The following is a 17,105-nucleotide window of genomic DNA, read 5'->3' as shown; positions in this document are numbered from 1 at the left end:
ATCGCATGCCTTTTGTCTCCGTTATCATTCCTGTTTTCAATGCCGGGCATTTTCTGGAAGAATGTGTGGATTCCGTCCTTCGGCAAAACCTGACGGATTTTGACGTCTGCCTGGTGGATGACGGTTCCACGGACGGGAGCGGCATCCTGTGCGATGCCCTGGCCACCCGGCATGAGAGGATCCATGCGGTTCACATGGGGAGGAACAGGGGCGTATCCGCGGCGAGGAACCGCGGCATTGAAGAAACGGAGGGCTCGTGGCTGTGCTTTGTTGACGGGGATGACCGGGTGGAGCCCGCGTGCCTGCGGACTCTGGCCGCCGCCGTGGAAGACGGGGAATGCGATCTGGCCGTCGCCGGGCTGCGTTCCGTGCGTGCCGGCGGAAAGGACGTGCTTACGGTGCCCGTGCCGGTGGAACTGGAGGCCGTCCCCGGAAGGGAGGAGGAGTGGGTGCGCCTGTTCCGCACCTTCCTGCTCTTCGGACCCGTTGCCAAGTTGTACCGCAGGGAGCTGGTGGACAGGTATTCCATCCGCTTTCCGGAAGGCGTCTCCTATGGGGAGGACCTGGAATTCAACATGGCCTACCTGAAGCACATCAGGCGGCTGAGGACGGTGGACAAGGCTGTTTATTTCTACCGCAGGGCGGAAAAGGGCACTCTGTCCACGCGGTTCGTTCCGGAAAAATTTGAATGGATTGCCGGACAGTTCAGGATGGTCCGGCAATATTTCCGCGACCAGGGGCTTCAGGGCGGCCTCGTGGAGAATTATCTGGCGTCCCGGTGGTGGGGAATGGTGTATGATTCCCTGTTTGAAATTTACCGTTTCAAGGAGTGCCGCGGCGTGAAGGACCGCTTCAAGGCTGTCCGCAGTATTCTGAAAGTTCCGGAAAACGCGTTGCTGCGCGCCCATCCCGGCGCATTTCCCTGTCCGGAATGGATGAAAGTCTGCCTCTTTCTTCGTCTCCCCTTCTGCCTGTTCCTGCTCCTGGAAGGGGCGTACGCCGGGAAAAAATCATCAGACGGCCATGCGTAAAATTCTTCTATATCCTCACGGCGGCAGCGGCAATCACGGGTGCGAGGCGATTGTCAGGTCCACCATGCTGTTGCTGCGTCCTGAAAAGGGCAGCCTTGTTTCCTCCGCCTGCGGGCAGGACGTCCGGTGCGGCCTGGACCGCCTGGTGCGCGTTCTGCCGGAACGGCGCCCCATCCGGAGGCTTTCCCCGGCCTGGGCTGCGGCGTGGATGCGGCTGCACGTTCTGGGGGTGAAGGATGCGTTTGACCGGATTGCCTTCGGCGGCATTGTGAAGGAAGCTGGGGATGCGGACCTGGCCCTGTGCGGCGGAGGGGACAATTACTGCTACGGGGACCCCGTCCATATTTACCTCCAGAACGAATTGCTCCGGAAGGCCGGCGTTCCTGTGGTCCTTTGGGGTTGTTCCCTGGAAAGGGAGGACATGAAGGGCAGGATGCTGGAGGACCTCGGGGCGTTTGACCTGATTGTGGCGCGGGAGTCCCTCACGTACGACGCCCTGCGGGAATGCGGTCTTTCCCGCGTGGTTCTGTATCCGGACCCGGCGTTTGCCCTGCCGGCCAACGAGGTGGAAGTTCCGGAGGGCTGGAAGGAGGGGAACATGGCCGGGATCAATGTCAGCCCCATGGTGATCGGGCACGAGGGGAGGCCCGGAGCCGTGATGGAAAATTATTCCCGGCTTGTCGAATGGCTGCTGGAAAACACGGAAATGAACGTGGCCCTGATTCCCCATGTGGTATGGGCCGGGAATGACGACCGCAAGCCTCTGGCGGAATTGCACGGGCGTTTCCGCCATACGGGAAGGGTGGTCATGATTGAAGACGCCCCCTGCGGGGACTTGAAGGGGTATATTTCCCGGTGCCGGTTCCTGGTGGCCGCCCGTACGCACGCATCCATCGCCGCTTATTCCACGGGCGTTCCCGCGCTGGTGGCTGGGTATTCCGTCAAGGCGCGCGGGATTGCCCGCGACTTGTTCGGAACGGAGGAGGGGCACGTGGTCCCGGTGCAGTCGCTGGACGGCCCGGATGAGTTGCGGAACGCCTTTGTTCGGATGATGGAAAGGGAGAAGGAAATCAAGGAGGCATACGGGAAAGTGCTTCCCGCGTATCTGGAACGGCTGCGCGGCTGCCGAAAAGAACTTGAATCCCTGGTGAAACGGTCATGACTCTTTATGTTTCCATTCTTTCCGCAGCGGCGGTTCTTGCGGCAGCGGCGGCCTGCGTGGACGCGTGGCGCTTCATGGGAATCTGGACGGGCCGCATCCGCATCGGCCGCTGGCGGGACCGCCGCACATGGCAGGACGCCCTGGCCCGGAAGGCCGCGGCATGGCTGAAGCGCATGCCGGCAGTCCCCAAAAAGGACCAGGGAAGGCTGGTCCTCTGGGACATGCTGCGGGGTGCATATGCGGACGCCGCCATTCAGGGCTGGCAGCTAGGCGGCCTGTCCCTGGGCCTGAATGCCTACGCCGGAGACCGGAATGACGGGGGGCTGAAGGAAAAACTGCGGGACGCCCTCGGCAGGCATGAACTGGTCGTGAATTATCTGGAGCGGGAAAATCCCGGGACATGGGAAGTGGACAGGATGCTGCTGGATTATGCCGTGCTGGAAGCCGGATGCGGCGGAGAGGACCGGCTGATGGAAAAGTCTCTGGCCTTTCTGGAATCCCTGAAGACGGAGGCGGGTACCCTGGCTTACAGGCGCGGGCAGCCCGCCGTCCGCTACGTGGACACCATCGGCCTGGCTTGTCCGCTGGCGGCGGCCTGCGCGGCACGCACGGGGCGGGAGGAATACTGGAACCTTGCGGCAAGGCAGGTGGAGGAATACGATGCGGCCCTTCTGGCCGGGTCCTCTTTTCCGGCCCACGGGTTTGAGATGGACCGCGGCTATCCCCTGGGGCTGTACGACTGGTCGCGCGGTATCGGCTGGTATGCGCTGGGGCTGTGCGAACTGTACCGCCTGATGGAAGCCCACGGACGACCGGAGGCGGGTGCGATGGCGAAGCGCATTGTGTCCCTGTCCCGCGAACTTCTGCCCCTCCGCAAGCGGAATGGCGGATTCGGGTGGATGGTTGCCAGGCCGGAATCCGTCTTTGAATCTTCCGGAACCGCCCTGATGGGCCTGTTGATGCTGGAGGCCTACCGCATTTCCGGGGAGCCCTGTTTTCTGGAGGCCGCTTTTGGTGCGGAAAAGGCTCTGATGGGGGTGACGCGCCGCAACGGAGCGCTGGACATGTGCCAGGGGGATACCAAGGGAATTGGCATGTATTCGGACGTCTGGGGCCTCATGCCCTTTGCCCAGGGAATGGCCCTGCGCCTGAGCGTGGAACTCAATAGGGAGGAACGGAAAGAATGAGAACGCTGAATTCCGGCAAAAATTTTCTGGTAACCGTCAGCCTGATGGTCACGATGACCTTGCTGGGATTCGTGACGCGCAAGCTTTTCGTCAATGAAATCGGCGTGGAATACCTGGGCCTCAACGGGCTGCTGACCAATATCCTGGCGGCGGTCACCCTGCTGGAATCCGGCTTCGGAACCAGCGTGGTGTTCCATCTTTACAAGCCGCTGGCTGAAAACGACCAGCCTCGCATTCTCGCCCTGCTGCAATTCTACCGCAAGGTGTACCGCCTCATTGCGGCGGCCGTGTTTTTCCTGTGCGTGTGTCTGTACCCCTTTCTGGGGTGTTTCATCAAGAACGGGGATCATCTGGACTACCTGACACTGGTTTATTTCATCTTCGTTTTCAATTCCATCCTGCCGTACCTGACGGCGTACAAGAATTCCCTGATCAACGCGGACCAGAAAAACTATCGGCTGGGGACTATCAATTTTGTTTACCAGGTGGGCCTGAACCTGTCCAAGCTGGGCATCCTTTACTATACGGGCAACTACATCCTGTACCTGGTGGTGGAATCCCTGTTTCTGGCGGGGTTCAACGTGGCCATGGTGCGGAAGGTGGACGCGCTTTACCCCTATGTGAAAAGCCGCATGACCCATGCGGTGGACGCCGTGACGAAGAGTCAGATTGCCGTCAACGTCAAGGCGCTCTTCCTGCACAGCGTGGGGGGCTATTTCATGCATTCCACCAGTAACATTGTCATTTCCAGCTTCGTGGGGCTGGCGGCAGTGGGCTTTTATTCCAACTACATGCTCGTGGTCGGAACGATTTCCACCTTCATCATGCAGGTAATCAACAGCATGGCGGAAAGCGTGGGCAACCTGATCGCCAGCGAGGACAGGGCGCACGTTTATGAAATTTTCAAAAGGGTTTTCCTGATCAACTTCCTGGTGTCCGGCGTGGCTTCCATCGTCCTGCTGAACACGCTGAATCCCTTTATCGGCTGGTGGCTGGGGGACGGGTACATTTTGCCGGGAGCCGTCTCCTTCGTGATCATCCTGAACTTCTTCGTGGTGGGCATGCGCCGCTCCGCCATGGTGTTCAAGACCAAGGCGGGCATTTTCCACCAGGACCGCTACTCCCCGCTTCTCCAGGGGGTGATCAACGTCGTCCTGGCCGTGATACTGGTGCGGTGGTGGGGGATAGCGGGCGTTCTGCTGGCGGCCACGCTCAGCCTTCTTTCCATCGGCGTCTGGCAGTTTCCGCGGCTGGTGTACAGGCATGTGTTTCACCAGCCCTTGAGGAAATACTTCCTGGCGTACGGGCAATACGTGCTGCTTACGGCGGCGGGCTACACTCTGACGTATCCCTTCTGTTCCCGGTCCTGGTTTGCTTCTCCGCTGGCTGACCTGCTCCTGTGGGGAGCTATTTCCGTCGTCGTCCCGCTGGGGCTCTGCACAGCCGTTCTGTTCAGGACGGCGCCTTTCCAGGGATTGTTGATTCACGTGCGCAGACTGGCATGCAGATGAAGCGTATTTTCATAGCTATTCAATATATGGAACTGGGGGGCGCGGAGCGTGCCCTGCTGGGGCTGCTGGAAGCGCTGGACACTTCCCGTTTCCGGGTTGACCTGTTCGTTTACAGGCATTCCGGGGATTTGATGCCGCTGATTCCGGAAAAGGTGAACCTGCTGCCGGAGCTCCCGGCCTACCGGGCGCTGTCCCGGCCCCTGAAAGACATCCTGACGGAAGGCAGGCTGGAAATTTTCTGCGCCCGGCTGTGGGCCAAATGGCGTTCCGCGCGTTTTGGGAAAAGTCTGAACGGGTTGGAAAATTATGCCGTGTTCGATGATGCCGCCGCGGCTGCGGCCCCCTTTCTGCCATCCTTAAGAAAGTTGGGAATGTACGATTTGGCGGTCAGTTTCCTGACACCCCACCGCATCGTCAGGGACAAGGTGCTGGCCCGCAGGAAAGTTGCCTGGATTCATACGGATTACTCTTCCATCGGCATCAATGCGGAGCGCGAACGCCCGGTATGGAGCAGTTACGACCGCATCGTATCCATTTCCCCGGAGGCGGGAAAAGGGTTCCTGTCCCGGTTCCCGGAGCTGGAAGACAGGCTGATGCTGATGGAAAACATCGTTTCCCCCCGGGCAGTGCGGGAACAGGCCGCGCTGGAGGACGTTTCCGCCGTGATGGAAGGTTCTCCGTGCCTGTGCACAGTGGGAAGGTTCTCCCATGCCAAGGGCATGGACCGCGCCGTCAGGATAGCCGCCCGTCTGGTGGAGATGGGAATGAACGGGCTGCGGTGGTATCTGGCAGGCTACGGGGACGAGGCTTCCCTGCGGCGGGAAATTGCCGCGCATGGGATGGAGGAACACGTCGTTATCCTGGGAAAAAAGGCCAACCCCTATCCTTATATGGCCGCCTGCGGCCTGTATGTGCAGCCGTCCCGCTATGAAGGGAAGGCCGTGGCGGTTAGGGAGGCGCAGATTCTGGGGCGTCCCGTGGCCATCACGCGTTTTCCCACGGCTTCCGGCCATGTGGAGGACGGCGTTGACGGAGTCATTGTCCCGAACGACGAAGAGGGCGCCGCGAAGGCCCTGTTCTCCCTGCTGCATGATCCCGCCCGCCTGGAAGGCCTGGCGGCGGCATGCCGCGCGCGGGACTACGGCAACCGTGATGAAATCCTGAAACTGGAGGCGCTGGTCTGAACATGGGAAGACGTATTTTATACATTGCCAACGGCATCACCGGGCCGGGAGGGCTGGAACGGGTTCTGTCCGTCCGGACGCACCTGCTTGCGGAAGAATACGGGGACGAAATCCATATCATGACTCTGAATGAACGGGGTGCGGAGCCCTTTTACGATTTTCACCCGGGAATCCGTGTTCATGACGTTGCGATGGAGGGTAGCCCCGTGGCACGGCTGGCGGCCTGGGTACGGGGCATCCGGAAAACGGTGCGTACCGTGAATCCCGATGTGGTGGACGTGTGCGACGACGGGTTCAAGGGATTCTGGATTCCCCTTCTGCTGTCCGGGCGGCGTCCGGTCATCTATGAACGCCATGTCTCCCGGATGATCCAGACGGAGGGCGGGTGCCCTTCCGTTTTCATGAAGATGGAATTTGCCGCCATGTGTTTCCTGGGGGGGCGCTTTGCCCGCTTCGTGGTGCCTGCCTCCGGAAACAGGGCGGAATGGAATATGCGCAATGTGGAGGTCATTCCCAACCCTCTTCCCTTTTATCCGTCCGTTCCGTCTTCCGGAAAGGAAAAGCGGGTGATTGCCGTGGGCAAAATTTCCCCTCAGAAAAACTATGGGGCCTTGCTGGAGGCCTGGAAAAGGGTACACGGGAAATTTCCGGACTGGAGGCTGGACCTGTTCGGCGCGGAGCGCGACGGAGGCAGGCTGAGAACGGCGATTCGGTCGGCGGGGCTGGAAGAAAGCTTCGTGCTGCATCCGCCCACGAGGGAAATCATGGCGGCGTACCTGGGAGCCTCCATCTGTGCGATGTCTTCCAAATATGAGGGATTCGGCATGATGATGGTGGAGGCCATGGCGTGCGGCGTACCGTGCGTGGCCTTTGACTGCCCCTGCGGTCCCGCGGACATCATCAGCCATGAAGAAGACGGCCTGCTGGTGGAGAAAAACAATATTCCCGGACTGGCGAATGCCCTGGAGCGCCTGATGGGGGATGAAGTGCTGCGTGGAGCCCTGGCGGCGAAGGCACGGGAACATGTGAGGCGTTACGCGGCTGAAACGGTGGCGGAGCAGTGGAACAGGCTGTATGGCCGGGTTCTGGAGGAAGGAAAGGGGGGACGGCCATGATTTCCGTCATCGTTCCCGTGTACAATGCGGAAGCTTACGTGTCCCGCTGCCTGGAAAGCATCCTGAACCAGACGTACCGGGATATCCGGGTTGTCTGCGTGAATGACGGCTCCACGGACGGCACCGGGGCCATTCTGGAAGACTTCCGCCGCAGGGACAGCCGGGTGGAGGTTCTTGCCCGTGAAAATTCCGGACTTTCCGCCTCCCGCAATGCCGGGTTGGAACGGGCGGATGGGGAATACGTGATGTTTGCGGATGCGGATGACTGGCTGGACGAACATGCGTGTGCGGACGCGGTAAAAGCCATGCGGGGCCGGGATGCGGACATTGTTTTCTGGAGCTATGTGAAGGAATATGAATCGGTCTCGTCCCCGGTTTTGTTCTGGCCGGAGGAACGCGTCTTCGAGGGGGAAGCCATGGCGTGGCTGAGAACCCGCCTGCTGGGCCCCGGCGGCGCGGAACTGGCCCGGCCGGAAAGGATGGATTCCTACGGAACGGCCTGGGGCAAGCTTTACAGGCGTTCCCTGTTCCGGGATGCGGAGGCCGCGTTTGTGGATACCGCGCTCATCGGTTCCGCGGAGGATGTTCTCTGCAATCTTTCCCTGTTCGGAGCGGCCCGGAGGGCCGTCTATATTCCTTCCACGTTCTACCATTACCGGAAGACGGCTTCCGGGGCGCTGACCAGAAGGTACAAGCCGGACCTGGTGGCGCAGTGGGAGGAGCTCTTCAGGCGCATGGATGTACATGTGAGGAAACATGGCGCGTGTCCGGAGGCAGAGCGGGCCCTTCGGAACCGCATGGCCCTGTCCGTCATCTTTCTGGGGCTGAACATCTGCGATGCTCCCGGGTCTCCGCTGCGGCACGCCGCCATGCTCCGGAACCTGCTGGAACGGGACTGGTGCCGTGCGGCGGTCGGAACGCTTCCCCTGAAGCCGCTCCCGTTTCACTGGAAAACGTTCTTTCTGGCGGCGAAGTCGGGATTCGTTCCCGGCCTGTACCTGCTCCTGCGAATCATCAAGCGAATTCTGGCAACATGACCCCCCAACGAGTATTAATGGTATTCACCATCATGAACCGCGGAGGCGCGGAAACGATGGTCATGAATTATTACCGCCATATCGACCGCCGCAGGCTCCAGTTCGATTTCCTGGTTCACCGGGAGACCCCCGGCATTTATGAAGAGGAAATCCGGGAACTGGGCGGCCGGATTTACAGGCTGCCGCCCATCACCCTGTCCGGTCTGGCCGCGTACAGGAGGGAGGTGGCGCGCTTCTTTGACGAACACCCGGAATACAGGCTGGTTCACGGGCACTGCTCCGAGCTGGGCTACTGGGTGTACCGCGAAGCGGCCGCGCGGAACATCCCCTTCATTGCGGCGCATGCGCACAGTTCCCCGCTGGGAATGGATAAAAATTCCCTGTTCCGTTTTCTGCTCAAGCATCTGATGCGCCCGTACCTGACGCACCGTTTCACGTGCAATGAATTGTGCGGCCGCTGGCTCTTTGGCCGCAAGGGAATGAAGGATGCCGTGGTGGTCCGGAACGCCATTGATGCGGGAAAATTCAGTTATTCTCCGGAAACCCGTGAGCGGGTCAGGAGGGAAATGGGCTGGGAGGGAAAACTGGTGGCAGGCCACACGGGCAACTTTTCCTGGCCCAAGAACCATGAGTTCCTGCTGCGCGTTTTTCAGGCGTTCCTGGTCCTGCATCCGGATTCCCTTCTGGTGCTGGCGGGAAGCGGCGGGGAAAAGGAGGAACAGGTCAGACAGGAGGCGGAGCGTGCGGAATGGCGGGGACGCATCCGCCTGCTGGGCGGCAGGGACGACATTCCGGATTTACTGCAGGGAATGGACGTTTTCGTTTTCCCGTCGTGGTTTGAGGGGTTCGGCATCGCCATGCTGGAGGCCCAGGCGGCGGGGCTGCCCGTTTTGGCCTCCGACCGGGTTCCGGAAGATGCCGCGGTGGTGCCGGGCCACGTAAGCTTTCTGTCCCTCAGGGAATCCCCCGCGGTTTGGGCGCGGGAAATGGAGGAACTGGCCTGCGGATGGCGGCGGAACGATACGGCGAAGGCCATCCGGCAAGCCGGGCTGGACATTGCCGGCAATGCGCAGAAGCTTCAGGAATTCTATCTGGAACAGGGAGGTGAATCATGAAGACAATGAAGACGTTGACCGTGTTCACGCCGACCTTCAACAGGGCGGAATGCCTGCGCCGCTGTTATGAAAGCCTGCTGAGGCAGACCTGCCGCGACTTTGTCTGGCTGGTCGTCGATGACGGATCATCGGACGGAACCGCAGACCTGGTGCGGGAATGGCAACGGGCAGGGCATGTGGAAATACGCTACCACTATCAGGAAAACGGGGGCATGCACACGGCCCATAATGCCGCGTACAGGCTCATGGACACGGAACTCAACGTCTGCCTGGATTCCGACGACCTGATGACGGAAGACGCCGTGGCTGCCATTCTGGAATTCTGGAAGCGGCGCGGAAGCGAACGTCTGGCCGGAATTGCGGGGCTGGACGCCGACGTCCGTACCGGGGAACTCATCGGAACGGCCTTTGAAGAGGATGGCAGGGAGATGACGCTGACCGGATTCTATGCAGCGGGGGGCAGGGGAGACAAGAAGCTCGTGTACCGGACCGCGCTGATGAAGCGGCTGCCGCCTTATCCCGTGTTTCCCGGTGAAAAGTATGTGGGGCTGGGCTACAAGTACATGCTGGCGGACCAGGTGGCTCCCCTGCTGGCCATGAACAGGGTGCTTTGCCTGGTGGAATACCGGGAGGACGGTTCCTCGAAAAACATGTTCAGGCAGTACGTCCGGAATCCCAGGGGATTTGCCTTTCTGCGGAAGGAGGGGATGAAGCGCCAGCCTTCCGGGCGCAGGCGCTTCATGGAGGCGGCGCATTACGTGTCCGCCTCCCTGCTGGCGCGCCATGCCCGCTTTTTGCAGGAATCCCCGCGTCCGTTCCTGACGCTGGCGGCCGTGCCCTTCGGAATAGCGCTGATGTGCCTGATTATCGTGAAAACCAGAAACAACGGATGACCGGAATATGAAGATTGCGTACGTACTGGATGATCTGGACGCGGCGGGAGGAATTCAGGCCGTCACGCGTGCCAAGGCCGCCGCGCTGGCCGCCGTGCCGGGCAATGAAGTCGTTCTGGTTGCGGCCAACGACGCCCGCCGGACTGCGGCGGATTTGCCGCCGGGCGTCAGAGTGGTGACCCTGGGTGTGAATTATTATGAGGACGACTGGAAGGGATTCCTGTATGTGATGAAGGGCATCCTTGTCAGGCGCAGGCGCCATGCGGAGGCTCTCCGGAAAACCCTTGGGGAGCTGGAGCCGGACATCGTCATTTCCGTAGGGCAGTCGGAAAAGTTCATGATTTCCCGGATTTCCCGCGGCAGACCATGGAAAACCGTGCGCGAATACCACTACTCCGGCACCTACCGGAAAGATTACGCGAGGCTTCAGGGCGGGATGAGGGCGCGTGTCATGGCCGCCGTTTCCGATTTTTATGAATTCGCGCTCCGCCAGGGCGGCTATGACGCCACCGTGGTGCTTACCCGGCAGGATATGGAGACGAACTGGAAGGGAAGGAAGGGCGTACACGTGATTCCGAACCCGTGCATCCGCCGGACGGAACGGGCTGCCTCCCTGGACCGCCCCCGCGCGGTTGCCGTGGGTCGTCTTGTTCCGGTCAAGGGATTTGACCTTTTGATCCGTGCGTGGGAAAAAGTGGCTGCCGTCCATCCCGGATGGGAGCTGGAGATATGGGGAGACGGCCCGGAAAAGAAATACCTTGAACGCCTGGTCCGGGCAAAGGGGCTGGAAAGGCAGGTATTTCTGCGCGGAGCCACCTCTGAGGTGCAGGAAAAACTGCTGCAGTCCTCCATGCTGGTGTTTTCCTCCCTTTTTGAGGGATTCGGCATGGTGCTGGTGGAGGCGATGGCGTGCGGCGTGCCCTGCGTGGCGTTTGAATGCCCGTGCGGACCGCGGGATCTGATTGATCCGGAAAAAGACGGCCTGCTGGTTCCACCAGGAGATACGGGCCGTCTGGCGGAGGCCGTCATCCGGATGATTGAACATCCCGAATTGAGGCGCGCCATGGGAGCCGCCGCCCGGAAGAAGGCCGGACGTTATGGGCTGGACGCCATTGCCCGTTCCTGGATGGACCTGTTCCATGCATTGAAAAATTCTGAAAACACGAACCTTGCCTGATGACCATGCCACTCGTTTCCATTATCATTCCGTGCTACAATGTAGCCGCATTCATGAAAAAATGCCTGGATACCGTCTGCGCCCAGACGCTTCGGGACATAGAAATCATCTGCATCAATGACGGTTCCACGGACGGAACGCCGGACATCCTGCGGGAATATGAAGCCGCGGACGAAAGAATCCGCATCATCGACCAGTCCAATGCGGGCGTGGCGGCGGCCCGGAATGCCGGGCTGGATGCCGCGTGCGGAAAGTACATCGGGTTTGCCGACCCGGACGACTATGTCTCCCCCGTCATGTTCCAGCGCCTGTATCTGGCGGCGGAACAGTATGGCGCGGAGCTGGTTTGCATGGGGGCCACGATTGCCGGAGACATGCCGCTTTCCGTCCGGTGGAGCATGCTCAACGGCCTGCAATGCCCGGAGTGGCACTGCAGCCATTACGACTTTGCGTCCATGGGAACTTTCAGCGAGCTGTGCTGGGACAAGCTTTACCGGGCGGATTTCCTGAAAAAGACGGGCCTCCGCTTCCGGGAGGGAATGAGGCAGGGGAGCGATGCCCTCTTCAACAACCTGCTTCACCCCTATGTGCGGAATATTGTCAAAATACCGGACTGCCTGTACATTTACCGTCCTACTCGTCCGGATTCCCTGGTTAACGTTTACAAGGCCCCGGATAAAAAGGGTTCCGGGTTTTATCCGGCTCTGGAGCGTGTGGACCTGATCGCCGCTGCCTACCGGGAATTGGGCTGTCTGGAAAAAGCCCGGATAACGGTCCTGAACTGGCTGAACGGCAGTATCCAGCTTTTCTCGTCCAACCTGCTCCACCAGACGGCGGCGGAGAAAGAGGAAGCCCTGGATGCGGTCCGCGCCCTGCTGGACAAATACGGCTGGCGAGAATTTGCCCAGTCCCCGGAATCCCCTTTCCGTCTCCTGAAACACATTGCCTGCGGGCACGACTTCCGCGTGAGGTGTGCCCTGTTCGGCCTTTACCGGTTCCTGCATTCCCGCGCCGGAAACAAGCTGGTGGAGCTATGCACCCGGATCATCAACCTGCGCGGAAGCTCCCGGTAGGCGGGCATTCCGGTTCATCTTCCTGCCGTGCAGGCAGGCGCCTGGGGCACTGTCTTCCGGGGCTGGAGGAGGCAGTCGTAAAAAGGCGTGTAAAGCAGGTTGTTGGGAATCAGGTAAAGGTAGCCGTTTTGGGAGTCGTAAACGAGGTTGAAGCGCTTCAGAAGGTTGTTGCCCATGACTCCGTCCATCTCCGGCATGCTCTGGATGCCGCTGGTGACGGTGGAAAACGCTCCGGGAATGAGCGGCAATTTGCAGGCGCCGAGCTGGATGCTGTCGAAAATGACGTTCTCCAGCCTGCCCGTATTGGCATCGGAACTGGAAATGCTGGAGACGGAGAACGGAACCTGGCTGCCCAGGAGGCGGTGCTTGTTGACAAAGGGGGTATTGAGGTCCAGAACGCGGTCGGAACCCGTATCTACCGACAGGCGGAGCTGGTAAACCTTCCCGTTGACCGTTGCCTGGGCAGGAACTACGGGGATTCCCATCACGTATTCCATCTTCAGGCGGATGGCGTCCCGCGGCGGTGTGTAGGAACCGTGCGGATACAGGTAGATTTTCCGGTCCGTGTAATTGACTTCCGTGACCTGCCGCTGGATGAACCAGAGGCCAAGAACGCCGTCCCACTGGTCACGGGCGTAGGGAATGGCGATGAAGGGGACGCCGGCCAGGGACTGCTTTCCGACGGAAAATTTGTTTTCCGCGCTTTTGCGGACCTCATTGGAACCCGTGGCTCCGTAATTCACAATAGTTTCATTGAACTCCATCGGGATTCCTTCCAGGGAATTGCTGTTGATGACCATGGAAGTGGCGCCGGTATCAAAAAGGAAGAGCAGGGGCCGGCTGTCGTTGACGCGGCATTGCACGTAAATGCGGCTGGCGGTTCCGAGTTCAAACGGAATGCTGTCACTGGGAATGTTGGCGCTCCAGGCGCAGGGAAGGAGCCCCAGCAGAACGGCAAAAAACGGCAGCAATCTTTTCATGCGTATCATTCCTGTATGTTTGGTTGACAAATAGTGTGTATTTTCCAGAAATGCCCGTTGAGAGAATCTCCTGGGACGGTTGCCCGTTGGCGTGCATCCTTATAACCGATCAAGGCCGGCCCAACAATGCAAAAAGGGAACTTCAAAGATTCCAGATGATTTGAAGGTTGCAGCAAATTATCTTTTTGGAAGAGGGGAGAAAACAGGATGCAAGTAGGAAATAGGAAATTTATTATACCGCAGAGAAAAAAGGTATTTTCTGAATTTCTCTCCCAGGAGATGACTCGGAAAACCAAACTCGCGATCATATGGATGCTTATGATGGAAATGAATTGGTTACATAAATATTATGATAGACACTATTATTTCCTAACATAAATACGGGAAATCCGTGTGAATTGCGTTGACATCGGATACGGACATATGGTACGAGAAGGGTGATTTTCAGGAACTACCCTCGTTTTTTTGTTAATCATTAACCCCAAACCTTGTGTATCCTATGAACACTCCGAATTTTTGGGCGGTTATTTCCGATACGACCAATCGTCCGGCTCCTCACAATACTCCACCTTTACCACCTACACCATGGGCTGCCTTGAAGTAAAAAATTCTGGGTTTATGTCTGAGTTATTATGGGTTCTGGTTTCATCTTTTTGATGGACTGGCTGATATCTAAAACTAAACAGGAAGAGAATTTTTATAAAAAAAGGAAGTTTAATATATAGTTAAAAGATATAAAATAACGGCTGAGATCATGGGATCTCTGTTTTTTATTATTTGGTGTGGACTCCTTCTGGTAGCTCTATCCCAATCTGATGGGTAGGCAGCGATTGCCATATTCTTAAGTTCTTTATACACGTTGTTGATGGCTTGCATGTCTATTGCTCTATACATTTTTTGTAAATAAATAAGCATGGGAGTCCGGATGAAGCTTGCATGGCACTTGCTGCCAGCGGAAACATGTCTCCCAGACACCTGAAACAAATATAGTTTTTCTTGTGGGGATGTCTTGTTCCGGTCTTTTCTATTCACCTATTCGTTTAATACTAAATATCTAATTTATCGGACAGCATGAACAGGGCCATTTAGAGGATATACTTGCTCCCAACTCAAAAATAGTATTCGATGGCAGGTAGAAACCTTATTCAGCGGCACGAGGAATTATCAGTCCGGCGTACGGATGCGAATTGATAGAGTCTGGCATGAAAGCACATAATACAGAGATAAGATGCCCGCGGGAATTTTTAACAAAGCTAAAGATAAGCAAAACAAGTACGAATAGAATAAATACAAGATTTGGTATTTATCTCCCGTTCGTTTGGCAGAATATAAGAACACCTTAAAAAATTATGATGATGAAATTTATTTTATTATTGGCGGCATTCACTGCAGTAAATATAGAAGCTTCTCCTATATTGGTCGATACAACCAAATCCCTGGTGCTTTCAGGAAAGAGCCCCTATATATCTTTAGAAATCACAGAGAAAGAAGATGTGTTTGAATGTTATGTTGTTTTAAAGCCGATGAATAGTGGAGATAAAATAAATTTTCAAGTTTATCATTATAATGATGAAACTTCTGACATTAAAACGATTTTAAATGTTGCAAGCAAGCATGAGATTGAAATGTCATTTGCCATAAAAAAGGATGATCTTGAAAAATTGACATGCAGTGCCGTGAACACTCCCAAAGGATGTTTTGGTGGCATGGGGTATTTTGAAAGGCAAAGTAAAGAAGTATTTGTTTTTCCGGATAGTGATACAGTATATCTCATCGAAAACATCCGAGATTTTATCAAAAAGAAATAACCGTTTTCCCAAAATATATTTGAGTGATTTTCGAGACTGTTGACATGCACCTTTTTTCTTACAAATCCATGAACCGAAAATTAAAAAATTCTATATTATTTTATTGATTTCTGAAGGAGTATTTTTAGCTTGATACGATGTAAGGGAAAGTAATTTCCACAGGAAGAAATATTTAGTGACAACGGTTTTTAGAAACGATTATTCATGACAAAGTAATTCATCTGCGTCTTTTCCAATTGAAGTTTAGGGTAATTCACATTAGCGAACAGGAAACTATTATTAACTCTATGAATATTTGCATGAATATTTTATGTAATAGAATTTATATAATTCTGTTAATGATTATTCTCAGTGGGTGCGATAAATCTCCCCCTCAACCCGATACATGGGAAAAAATGATGGCGAATACTATGGGTGTTCCTCAAAATTCGTGGAGGCTGCATACTTCAATGCGGGGGAGAATAAGAATAATTTATATTTTCCAAACTGATCAGCAATGGACGGATTGCATTCACCTGCAGGCCTTGAAATTACAAGAAGGACTGGACGCAAAAGTTTCTTATTCAGGCATAAGCACAGATAATATTCTGGATATTTCAGGAGTAAAAAATTATTTTAATGAAGAAATAATAAAAAATCCTGAAATATATTCATTGATAAATGAGGATTTCTTAAAAGGGGATCTTACTCCGTATAGTATGTTACACATTCGGGAAAAATTCCTGGACCAGGAAAATGGAAGAGATAAATATAAATTTATGGAATTTCCATTTGGAGAAATTTTCATATTATATAAAAAAATACTTCAGGGAGATAAATATTTAGCAATAGTAGCCATTTCTCCTCATGACAGATGGTAGGAAATGCATTTCATTAGTTTACAGTTAATAAAGTCTGTTTTTCCATCAGGTATCTCTATGGTGATTAATAGAAAGATTATCCCGCTGAGCCTTATTCGGGGATGGCCAGTTCCATTGGCCATGGAATGAAGGATACTGACTCTGAATGGGAATTATGGAAATAGACAAAAGTATAAAACGCCAAACAGGCGCAGGAGAAATTTTAATGAAGAAGAGAATAGCATGAAGTATTCACTCATAATCATTTTTTTAATAATCCTGCAATCATGTTGCTCTGTAAATGTTAAAGAAGTTTCTCATTCTCAGCTGGTATATCCTTTAGTCACGCAAACAGCTCCTCCTTCTCTATATTACTATGGAACGCATGAAGGCTATGATTATTTTTCTATTTTGTTTACGAAGTACAAAGTTCTTGGAAGCAATATGAACGATCAATTCAGATTTGATTTCACATCCTGGAATAAAACCCACAGAATGGAAATGCATGTGCACATGCTGGAGTTAATTCCCCAGACAATTTACGAATCAGAAGTGTATCATAAAAACAGTCGACCCGTTCTTGAAGAGAAATCAAAAAAATGTAATTATTATTAAAAGGACCTATATGTAGGCTTGGCGTGCGCATAGGCAAGCGTGTTTAATGGCGGGCAAGGATTCCCTTGCTTTGGACAACGCCCTTTATCATGTGATTGTCTGCAAGGAAAAGTAGAATGAGGTCCGTTCCTCTGTCGGAGAAACGTTCCTGAAATCTGCCTTTCCCAAAGATAAAAAAGCCAGGGGCGTAATGGTGAAAAGGCCATGGAGAGCATTGTTGTATCAGTCAGATTGCCGGGAAAAGTCCATGTCATGGTAAAAGAATATTTGCCGCCTCAGTAGTTTTTTAGGTTTATTGAAGTTATTAAAATTATGTGACTTATGAAATAGTTTTAATTTTTATGGCTTCCAGTCAATTGTCATCTGCAACTCCGACAA

The 17,105-nt window shown here is 55.1% G+C and carries 14 protein-coding genes; 13 read left to right on the top strand and 1 reads right to left on the bottom strand.

Features of this window, described 5'->3' with window-relative positions; translation table 11 throughout:
* Positions 1-5: 5 nt before the first annotated feature.
* From V3C19_RS08065 to V3C19_RS08015, 11 genes are read left to right on the top strand one after another with little or no spacing between them, the layout of a single operon-like run.
* Positions 6-1,031 carry a glycosyltransferase family 2 protein gene (locus V3C19_RS08065; protein ID WP_295934032.1) on the top strand — a complete coding sequence of 342 codons (1,026 nt, stop codon included), beginning with the start codon at positions 6-8 and terminating at the stop codon, positions 1,029-1,031.
* On the top strand, positions 1,024-2,193 hold the full coding sequence (locus V3C19_RS08060; RefSeq protein WP_295934035.1) for a polysaccharide pyruvyl transferase family protein: 1,170 nt from the start codon (positions 1,024-1,026) through the stop codon (positions 2,191-2,193). Before V3C19_RS08065 ends, V3C19_RS08060 begins: the two co-directional genes overlap by 8 nt.
* Positions 2,190-3,380, top strand: a complete 1,191-nt coding sequence (locus V3C19_RS08055; RefSeq protein ID WP_295934037.1) for a glycoside hydrolase family 88 protein — start codon at positions 2,190-2,192, stop codon at positions 3,378-3,380. The genes V3C19_RS08060 and V3C19_RS08055 overlap by 4 nt, the downstream gene beginning before the upstream one ends.
* A complete protein-coding gene (locus V3C19_RS08050) occupies positions 3,377-4,891 on the top strand; it encodes a hypothetical protein (RefSeq protein WP_295875395.1) in 1,515 nt (504 codons plus the stop codon). The genes V3C19_RS08055 and V3C19_RS08050 overlap by 4 nt, the downstream gene beginning before the upstream one ends.
* Positions 4,888-6,075 (top strand): glycosyltransferase, encoded by a 1,188-nt coding sequence (locus tag V3C19_RS08045; RefSeq protein ID WP_330937065.1) that lies wholly within the window; start codon positions 4,888-4,890, stop codon positions 6,073-6,075. Before V3C19_RS08050 ends, V3C19_RS08045 begins: the two co-directional genes overlap by 4 nt.
* Positions 6,076-6,077: 2 nt before the next feature.
* Positions 6,078-7,190, top strand: a complete 1,113-nt coding sequence (locus tag V3C19_RS08040; protein ID WP_295934043.1) for a glycosyltransferase family 4 protein — start codon at positions 6,078-6,080, stop codon at positions 7,188-7,190.
* Positions 7,187-8,227, top strand: coding sequence for a glycosyltransferase family 2 protein (locus tag V3C19_RS08035; RefSeq protein ID WP_295934048.1), 1,041 nt, complete (start codon positions 7,187-7,189; stop codon positions 8,225-8,227). The genes V3C19_RS08040 and V3C19_RS08035 overlap by 4 nt, the downstream gene beginning before the upstream one ends.
* A complete protein-coding gene (locus tag V3C19_RS08030; RefSeq protein ID WP_295934051.1) occupies positions 8,224-9,342 on the top strand; it encodes a glycosyltransferase in 1,119 nt (372 codons plus the stop codon). The genes V3C19_RS08035 and V3C19_RS08030 overlap by 4 nt, the downstream gene beginning before the upstream one ends.
* Before the next feature lie 5 nt (positions 9,343-9,347).
* Entirely contained in the window at positions 9,348-10,235 is an 888-nt protein-coding gene (locus V3C19_RS08025) for a glycosyltransferase family 2 protein (RefSeq protein ID WP_295934054.1), read from the top strand.
* A 7-nt stretch (positions 10,236-10,242) separates the two neighbouring features.
* Positions 10,243-11,412, top strand: a complete 1,170-nt coding sequence (locus V3C19_RS08020) for a glycosyltransferase family 4 protein (RefSeq protein WP_295934057.1) — start codon at positions 10,243-10,245, stop codon at positions 11,410-11,412.
* Positions 11,413-11,417: 5 nt separating this feature from the next.
* Positions 11,418-12,485: a glycosyltransferase gene (locus V3C19_RS08015; protein ID WP_295934060.1), complete on the top strand. Its 1,068-nt coding sequence runs from the start codon at positions 11,418-11,420 to the stop codon at positions 12,483-12,485.
* Between the two features lie 14 nt (positions 12,486-12,499).
* Here V3C19_RS08015 and V3C19_RS08010 read toward each other — a convergent pair whose 3' ends face one another.
* A complete protein-coding gene (locus V3C19_RS08010) occupies positions 12,500-13,465 on the bottom strand; it encodes a retropepsin-like aspartic protease (RefSeq protein ID WP_295934062.1) in 966 nt (321 codons plus the stop codon).
* Positions 13,466-14,814: 1,349 nt separating this feature from the next.
* On the opposite strand from V3C19_RS08010, the gene V3C19_RS08005 reads away from it, so the two are divergent.
* A complete protein-coding gene (locus V3C19_RS08005; RefSeq protein ID WP_154301774.1) occupies positions 14,815-15,273 on the top strand; it encodes a hypothetical protein in 459 nt (152 codons plus the stop codon).
* 338 nt (positions 15,274-15,611) lie between these two features.
* Complete coding sequence (locus V3C19_RS08000; RefSeq protein WP_295934066.1) at positions 15,612-16,133, top strand: hypothetical protein; 522 nt, start codon at positions 15,612-15,614, stop codon at positions 16,131-16,133.
* The last annotated feature ends 972 nt before the right edge of the window (positions 16,134-17,105 follow it).

The sequence above is a fragment of the Akkermansia sp. AE01SA01 genome (assembly GCF_036417395.1).
Lineage (GTDB): Bacteria > Verrucomicrobiota > Verrucomicrobiia > Verrucomicrobiales > Akkermansiaceae > Akkermansia.
The sequence above is the reverse complement of the archived record's forward strand: the minus strand, read 5'-3'. Positions and strand labels throughout refer to the sequence as shown.